Origin of the sequence: Embleya sp. NPDC127516 (assembly GCF_044765325.1) — a bacterium.
In the GTDB taxonomy this organism is placed as follows: domain Bacteria; phylum Actinomycetota; class Actinomycetes; order Streptomycetales; family Streptomycetaceae; genus Embleya.
This window is the reverse complement of record NZ_JBIWJT010000008.1, coordinates 141,830-148,571: the sequence shown is the minus strand read 5'-3', so window position 1 is coordinate 148,571 and position 6,742 is coordinate 141,830. Positions and strand designations below refer to the sequence as shown.

7 protein-coding genes are annotated in these 6,742 nt (G+C 70.7%); all 7 read right to left on the bottom strand.

From position 1 onward, the window contains the following. Nucleotides 1-340: 340 nt before the first annotated feature. Nucleotides 341-1,720: a cytochrome P450 gene (locus ACIRL2_RS17530; protein ID WP_402232991.1), complete on the bottom strand. Its 1,380-nt coding sequence runs from the start codon at nt 1,718-1,720 to the stop codon at nt 341-343. Beyond that, entirely contained in the window at nt 1,717-2,337 is a 621-nt protein-coding gene (locus tag ACIRL2_RS17525; RefSeq protein ID WP_395863845.1) for a GTP-binding protein, read from the bottom strand. Before ACIRL2_RS17525 ends, ACIRL2_RS17530 begins: the two co-directional genes overlap by 4 nt. After that, nucleotides 2,318-2,668, bottom strand: a complete 351-nt coding sequence (locus ACIRL2_RS17520; protein ID WP_395863847.1) for a DUF742 domain-containing protein — start codon at nt 2,666-2,668, stop codon at nt 2,318-2,320. The genes ACIRL2_RS17525 and ACIRL2_RS17520 overlap by 20 nt, the downstream gene beginning before the upstream one ends. Then, the gene (locus tag ACIRL2_RS17515) at nt 2,665-3,051 is read right to left on the bottom strand and encodes a roadblock/LC7 domain-containing protein (protein ID WP_395863849.1); all 387 of its coding nucleotides are present in this window, start codon (nt 3,049-3,051) and stop codon (nt 2,665-2,667) included. Before ACIRL2_RS17515 ends, ACIRL2_RS17520 begins: the two co-directional genes overlap by 4 nt. Before the next feature lie 17 nt (nt 3,052-3,068). Next, nucleotides 3,069-4,472, bottom strand: a complete 1,404-nt coding sequence (locus tag ACIRL2_RS17510; RefSeq protein WP_395863851.1) for a sensor histidine kinase — start codon at nt 4,470-4,472, stop codon at nt 3,069-3,071. A gap of 661 nt (nt 4,473-5,133) precedes the next feature. Then, the gene (locus tag ACIRL2_RS17505; protein WP_402232985.1) at nt 5,134-5,769 is read right to left on the bottom strand and encodes a septum formation family protein; all 636 of its coding nucleotides are present in this window, start codon (nt 5,767-5,769) and stop codon (nt 5,134-5,136) included. 111 nt (nt 5,770-5,880) lie between these two features. Continuing rightward, nucleotides 5,881-6,480: a CGNR zinc finger domain-containing protein gene (locus ACIRL2_RS17500; protein ID WP_395863855.1), complete on the bottom strand. Its 600-nt coding sequence runs from the start codon at nt 6,478-6,480 to the stop codon at nt 5,881-5,883. Nucleotides 6,481-6,742: the final 262 nt, after the last annotated feature.

Below are 6,742 nucleotides of genomic sequence, written 5' to 3'. Positions count from 1 at the left end.
CGGTGGGGGGCCTTGGGTTGTCCTCAAGCGCCGGACGGGCTGATTGGTTTGCCCGCGTTTTGGTCTGCGGCTGCGGAGGGTGGCTCGTTGTCGGGTCGGTGCGGTTCGCGGGGCGGCCGGGTGGGTTTCGGGGTGTCCTCAAGCGCCGGACGGGCTGATTGGGTTGCCCGCGTTTCGGCCTGCGGGTTGCGGAGGGTGGCTCGTTGCCGGTTTGTGGGTTGGGCGGGTGGGTTCCCGGGGGTTCTCGAGCGCCGGGCGGGATGATTTGGTTGCCCGTGCTTTTCGTGGCTTGCGGAGGTGGGGACGGGGAGCGCCGGGGGTGGGCCCGGCGCTCTGTCGGTCAGCCGAAGAGCCAGGTGGTGATGCGGGTCCACCAGGTGGTGGGGAGGGGAGAGATCGGGGGCTCGGGGGGTGTGGTGGGACGGGGTGGGCGTGGGGGGCGGGTCCATTCGGTGGGCTTTACCAGCGGGACCGGGGTGAATTCGACCGGAAGGGAAGTGAGGTAGCGGGCCCAGGTGGCCGCGTGCCAGGCGGGTGGGCGGTCCGGGTGGGCCAGGCGGATGTCGGGAAGCCGGCTGTTGAGTGTGTCGATCGCGGTGTCCGTGATCGCTCGGCCGATGTCCTGTCCCGGACACAGGTGCGCGCCGCCGCTGAACGCCAGGTGGGCGCGGTTGTTGTGGACCGGCACGGTGAGGTCGGTACGGATCTGCGGGTCGACGTTGCCGGCCATGACGCCGAGCACGAGGAGATCGCCGGCCTTGATCCGGCGCCCGCCCAACTCGGTGTCCACGAGCGCCCAGCGGCCCGGGATGACCCACAACGGCGGTTCGTCCCAGAGGACTTGTTCGACCGCGTCGGGCAGGGTCAGCCGCGCGCCGGCCAGCGACGCGGCGAATCGGTCGTCGGTCAGGACCACCCGCAGCGTGTTCGCGATCAGCGCGATGGTCAGCTCGTTCGCCGCGACCATGACCAGCCGCAGGTGGTGCAGGACCTCGTCCTCGGACAGCTTGTTCGGGTGCTCGATCAGCCAGGACGGGAAGTCGGCGGCCGGCTCGGCACGTTTGCGGTCGGCCAGGTCGCTCAGCGTGCGCAGAATGAACTCGTTGGATTCGAGCGCGCGTTCGCTCTGCATCATCAGCTCGGCGCTGGCCTCGACCAGACGTGGACCCATCGCGTCGGGCAGACCGTACAACTGCGCGATGACCAGCATCGGCAACTGTTGTGCGAACTGCGCGACCAGGTCGGCGCGGCCGTCCGCGGCGATCCGGTCGATCAGGTCGTGCGCGAGTCGCTGGACGTGCTTGCGGATGCCGCGTCGGTCGAACCGGTCCAGGCTCTCGGTGACCACGGTGCGCAGGCGTTGATGCTCGGCGCCGTCGCTGGACACGCAGTCCGGGCGGTACTCCATGATCGGCAGGATCGTGGCGTCCGGCGGGATCCGGCCCTCGCGCCAGTCGCGCCAGTTGCGCGCGTCCCGGGAGAACCGGCTCGGCGTGCGCATGACTTCCAGGTTCTCCCGGTAGCCCAGCACCAGCCAGCCGGGGAAGTCGCCGTCGACCAGGATCGGCGCGACCGCCCCGTACTCGGCGCGCAACCTCTCGTACGTGGCGCCCGGGTCCGCGATCGTCTCCGGTCCGTACAACCTCGTGATGCCCTCGGTGGCCGTCGCGCCCGCGTGCGCGGGGCAGCCGGGCGGCGGAACGGGGGGAGGAGCGGTCATTGCGTCTCCCGGTTCGTGGTGAGCGTGTAGAGGTATTGCATGAGGGCCATCAGGACGTCCCGACTGGAGCCGCGACTGCGCGCGTCGCAGTCGAGCATGGGTACCGACTCGTCCAGGTCGAGCGCGCTGCGCAGTTCGTCCATGGAGTGCACCGGCGATTCGGGGAACGTGTTGACCGCGACCACGAACGGCACGCCGCGATCCTCGAGCCGGCCCATCACGTCGAAGCACACCTCCAGGCGCCGGGTGTCGACCAGGACCACGGCGCCGAGCGCGCCGTCGAACAGGCCGTTCCACAGGAACCAGAAGCGCTCCTGTCCGGGGGTGCCGAACAGGTAGAGGACCAGGCGCTCGTTGAGGCTGATCCGGCCGAAGTCCATCGCCACGGTCGTGGTGGTCTTGGTCTCGATGCCCGCGAGGTCGTCGATGCCGACGCCCGCCTGGGTCATCGTCTCCTCGGTGGTGAGCGGCCGGATCTCGCTGACCGCGCCGACCAGCGTGGTCTTGCCGACGCCGAAGCCGCCGACGACGACGACCTTGACCGCGGCGGCGGCCGTCGCCGGCAGCATGTCCTCGGGGCGCGGCCCGGCGAGGGTCTCAGAGCCTTTGTAGTCCATGCATCACCGCCTTGAGCAGATCGATGTCGGGCAACGAGGCGGCCGGGATCGGTGCCCGCGCCTCGAGTTGATTCGTGGTCACCATGTCCGTCAGGACCAGCGTCAGCACGCTGGTCGGCAACCGCATGTGCGCGGAGATCTCGGCCATGGACAACGGTTGTTCACACATCCGCAGGATCGTCGCGAGCTCGGGGGACATCCCGCGCTCGGGTTCGTGCTTGGCCACGAACAGGGTGACGAGGTCCAACCGGTCCTGTGCCTCCAAGTTTTCCCCGACCAGGTACAGCCGCTCGGGGTGCGGGTCGCGCCGTGAGCGCCTCGGCACACTCACGGAAAGGCCCCGTCGTGGCGCGGCGGACTGGTCAGGTGTTCGCCGATCCGGATCACCAGGTCGCGCATCCGGTGGCCGAGCAGGCCGGTGTCCACCTGACCGTCGGCCAGCACCGCGAGATAGGCCCCCGCGCCGGCGGCCATCATGTAGAAGTAGCCGCCGTTGACCTCGATCACGACCAGCCGCATCCGGCCGTCGCCCTTGGGGAATTCGGACGCGATCGCGGCGGCGAGGCTCTGTAGGCCCGCGCACGCGGCGGCGAGCCGGTCCGCGGTGTCGGCCTCGGTGTTGTGCTGGGCCATCCGCAGGCCGTCGGCGGACAGCAGCACGATGTAGCGCGTGAACGGCACACTCTTCGCCAGGTCGGCGAGCATCCAGTCCATGTTCGGTCGGTACCCCGTCATCGATATCCCCCGTCGCCCCACGAATCGTCCCCGGTCTCGGATCGCCGTTCATTGGAAGGCAGTTCGCCGTTGATGCCACTGAGGAACGCGTCCAGTCCGAGCCCCGGGGGCGGATCCTCGACCGGCGCGGGGGCCGGCTTCGACGCGCTCGCGCGGTGCCCGCCGCGCGTTCCCCCGGCGCGCGGCACGGTGCCCAGGTTGCGCCGGCGGCGCTGCGGGAGGCCGTTGGCGCCCAGTTCGGTGCCGACCGGAGTGTCGGTCATCATGTCGTGCAGGGACGGGAGTTCGTCCAGGTGCTGGAGGTGCTCCGGCATCGGGTACATCGGTGGCACGTTCGCGGTGATCTGGTCCTGCGGGATGACCACGACGGCGCGTACGCCGGAGTAGGCCGACGGGCGGAGCATCACCTTGAAGTTGTTGGCGTGCGCGAGTCGGCCCACCACGGTCAGGCCCAGGCGCGGGGTCTCGCCCAGGTCGCCCAGGTTGAGCGCGTCGCCGTCCAGGGAAAGGATGCGCTCGGCGCGGCGGCGGGCCTCCTCGCTCAGGCCGACGCCGGCGTCCTCGATCTCGACGGCGATGCCGGTCTGGACCTCGACGGTGCTCAGGTGCACGGTGGTCGAGGGCGGCGAGTATCGGGTGGCGTTGTCGAGCAGTTCGGCGATCGCGTGGATCAGCGGCTCGACGTGCTGGGCGATGACCGCGACCTCGACGACGGAGTGCAGCTTGACCCGGCGGTAGTCCAGGATGCGCGACATCGCGCCGCGCAGCACGCTGTACATGCCGATGTCGGTTTCCCACTGGCGACCGGGGCGGGCGCCGCCGAGCACGGCGATGCTGTCCGCCATCCGGCCGATCAGCGCGTTGCCGTGGTCCAGGTGCAGGAGGTCGCGGAAGACGACCGGGTCGTCGCCGTGCCGGTCCTCCATGTCCCGCATATCCTGGGCCTGTTGGTGGATGGTGGCCTGGACGCGGCGGGCGATGTTGACGAACGCGCGCTGGGCGGACTCGCGCATGTCCTCCTCGGCGCTGACGGTGTCGATCACCGAGCGGATCACGTTGCGGTGTGCGACCGCGAACTCGGTCGGGTCGTCCGGCTGCGGGGCGACCTTGCGCATCACCTCCGGGACCGGCTCGCCCATCTGTAGGCGGCCGATGGCCTCCGGGAGCAACTCCTCGGAGAGCCGGACCGTTTCCGCCTCCTGCGCGGCGAGGCGCCGGCGCAGGCCGACCTGTTGCTGCTGGAGTCGCAGGTGCAATTGCGCGATCGTGCGCCCGCGGCGGCCGGCCTCGGCGGCGCACACGGCGACGGCGACGGTCGCGAGTCCACCGCACAGGGCCACCGCGGGACGGGCCTGGGGGGAGACCGCGGCCACGGCCGCGGCCGCGCACACGGCTGTCACGAGGAGGGGGAGGACCCACGCGAGGGCCGGCCGTCGGCCTCCGGGGGACGATCCAGCGAGAACCATCGGCATCCTCGAAAAATGTCGGAAACGAATCGTGCGGGTGTCCTGCGGGGACCGCTCGGCGGGCTGTGCTCGGTCGCCGAGCGGGGGTGCTCGAGTGGGTCCCGTGCGGGCGGGGTCGCGCCCCGGCGGGCAGGGGAAGCACCGTTGCGGGCGCCAGGCTACGCGGACGCGTGGGGCGGATCGGGCGTGTGGCGCACAAGCCCCTCGAACGGGTGAATCGATCGGGATCGGGACATGGCTTCGGCCGAAAGCGGTAGAGGGGCCGGGGTGTTCGCGGTCCGTGCGGGCGGCGGGTGGCGGGCTTCGGGTGCCCTCACCAGGCGGTCGCCGGCTCGCCGGGAACGCGAACGGCCCCGCCTCGCCCGGAGGGCGTGTGCGGGGCCGTGGTGGGACCGTGTGTCGCGGGTCAGTGGTACAGGCGGCCGCTCGGGGTCAGGTGGTCCAGCGAAAGCCCGTTCGCTGGGCGGGAGACCCCGGGGTTGACCGGTCGGCGACTTTCGAGCGGCGGGCACCGTCTCGCTCGGGAGGGCGAGTGCCCTGGGCGGTTCGCCCGGCGGCATGGGCGGTGTGCTCGCCGTCGGGCCGCCCGTCGTGGCTACTTCAGGGGAGCCGTGAGCTTGACATGGTCGTTGCGCTTGAGGAGGCAGGTCAGATCGCGGTCGTTCTCGTTGATCCAACTGCCCGAGGTGGGACGCAGGGTGAGCTTGGACAACGGGAGGTCGCTGTTGCGCGCGGCCGTCGGGGTGACCAATTCGGTGCACTTCCTGCCGGTGTCGTCCTGGAAGGTCATGCTCGTCGGCGACATGTTCGCCGGCAGGGTGAACTCCCCGACCACCTCGGCGTCGTGCGGCGTCGTGCAGGCGACGGTGACGAGCTCCTCGCCCTTCTCCTCGACGCAGTCGCCCTTGTGCAGCTTGATCATCTTGACCTGGCCGCTGCGCTTGGTCGCGGTTCCGGACGGGGTGGCGCTACTGCCACCGCCGCCGGTCGGGCCCGTCGACGGGTCGGACTTCGCCGGGAGGGTCGGCGCCGGCGGCATGGTGATCATCGGCGGCTTGGACTCGGCGGAACTCCCTTTGTCGTCCTTCTTGTCGTCGTCCTTGCCGAGGCAGCCGGTGAGCAGGGCGGAGGCGACCAGGACGGCGGCCGCGGCCGCGGACGCGCGGGTACCGGCGCGACGACGGCGCGCGGGGGTAGGGGACAGCACACCGGAGATCCGGGAAACGCGCATCGGAAATCGAAGCCTCTCGCTGGGAATCGCCCAGAGTCTTTCGGAGGCGGGTGTTCCGGTCTTCAGGGGCTTCCCTTATCTCTGGCCAATGCTGCCAATGTCCTCAATTCCCTACATTTGGGGCGGGTTCTTCGTGCGCTGGTAGTGCCGGGCCACCCGGGCGCGGTTGCCGCAGCCCGCGGAGCACCATTCGCGGCGCGGGTTGTTCTTGACGAAGTGCAGCACGCAGCCCGGGCCGTGACAGGGCCTCAGTTCGCCCCGGTCGGGCCCGGTGACCAGGTCGATCGTGGCGTCCGCGAGCTCGGCCAGCACGGCGGCGATCGGCTCGGCCCGAGTGTGTGTGGTCGCGTTGGGCCAGGTCAGCTCGCGCCAGCGCGGCGCGGCGCGGGTGTACGCGTTGAGGCGGGCCACCGTGTCGGCGGCCGGCGCGGTGTCGGTCGTCGCGGCGTGCAGCAGGGCAGCGACGCACGCGCGCAGGTCCAGCGCCGCGGCCAGGTCCCGCGCGTCCACCGCGAGCAGCGCGGCGTCGGACGGCGGTGCGGTCAGTCGCGGCGCGATATCGCGCAGCCACGCGGCCAGGTGCTCCGGTTCGGCCAGTCCCTCGTGCGGTACGCCGCGCACCGCGTACCGAGTGTTGGCCAGTTCCACCGGAAGTGGCTCGCCGAGCAGGGGCGCGCCGCCGGTGTCGAGGTCCGCGATTCGTGTGCTCACCAAACTAATGGTAGCGGGTGCCGATATCCATGTGGATGTGCGTGCGTCGGTGGTGGTCCGGCTCGGTTCGGACGCCGGGCGCCCCGCCGCCTCCCGTCGGTGGACGTACGTTGCCGCGGGTGGATGGCGCTGCATGCGTTATGTGATCCTCTTTGCACACAGCGTGTGGTGTGACGAGGCAGACATCCGCGATGGGAGGGGCACCGGAAGGGTCGTACGCGCACTTTTGCTGGCTCGTGGGTGTGCATTTTCGGTGGATTTG

Bases quoted from the DNA above. Each gene is read 5' to 3' on its own strand.
- ACIRL2_RS17530 (WP_402232991.1), bottom strand. From the start codon at position 1,720: ATGACCGCTCCTCCCCCCGTTCCGCCGCCCGGCTGCCCCGCGCACGCG.
- ACIRL2_RS17525 (WP_395863845.1), bottom strand. From the start codon at position 2,337: ATGGACTACAAAGGCTCTGAGACCCTCGCCGGGCCGCGCCCCGAGGAC.
- ACIRL2_RS17515 (WP_395863849.1), bottom strand. From the start codon at position 3,051: ATGGACTGGATGCTCGCCGACCTGGCGAAGAGTGTGCCGTTCACGCGC.
- ACIRL2_RS17505 (WP_402232985.1), bottom strand. From the start codon at position 5,769: ATGCGCGTTTCCCGGATCTCCGGTGTGCTGTCCCCTACCCCCGCGCGC.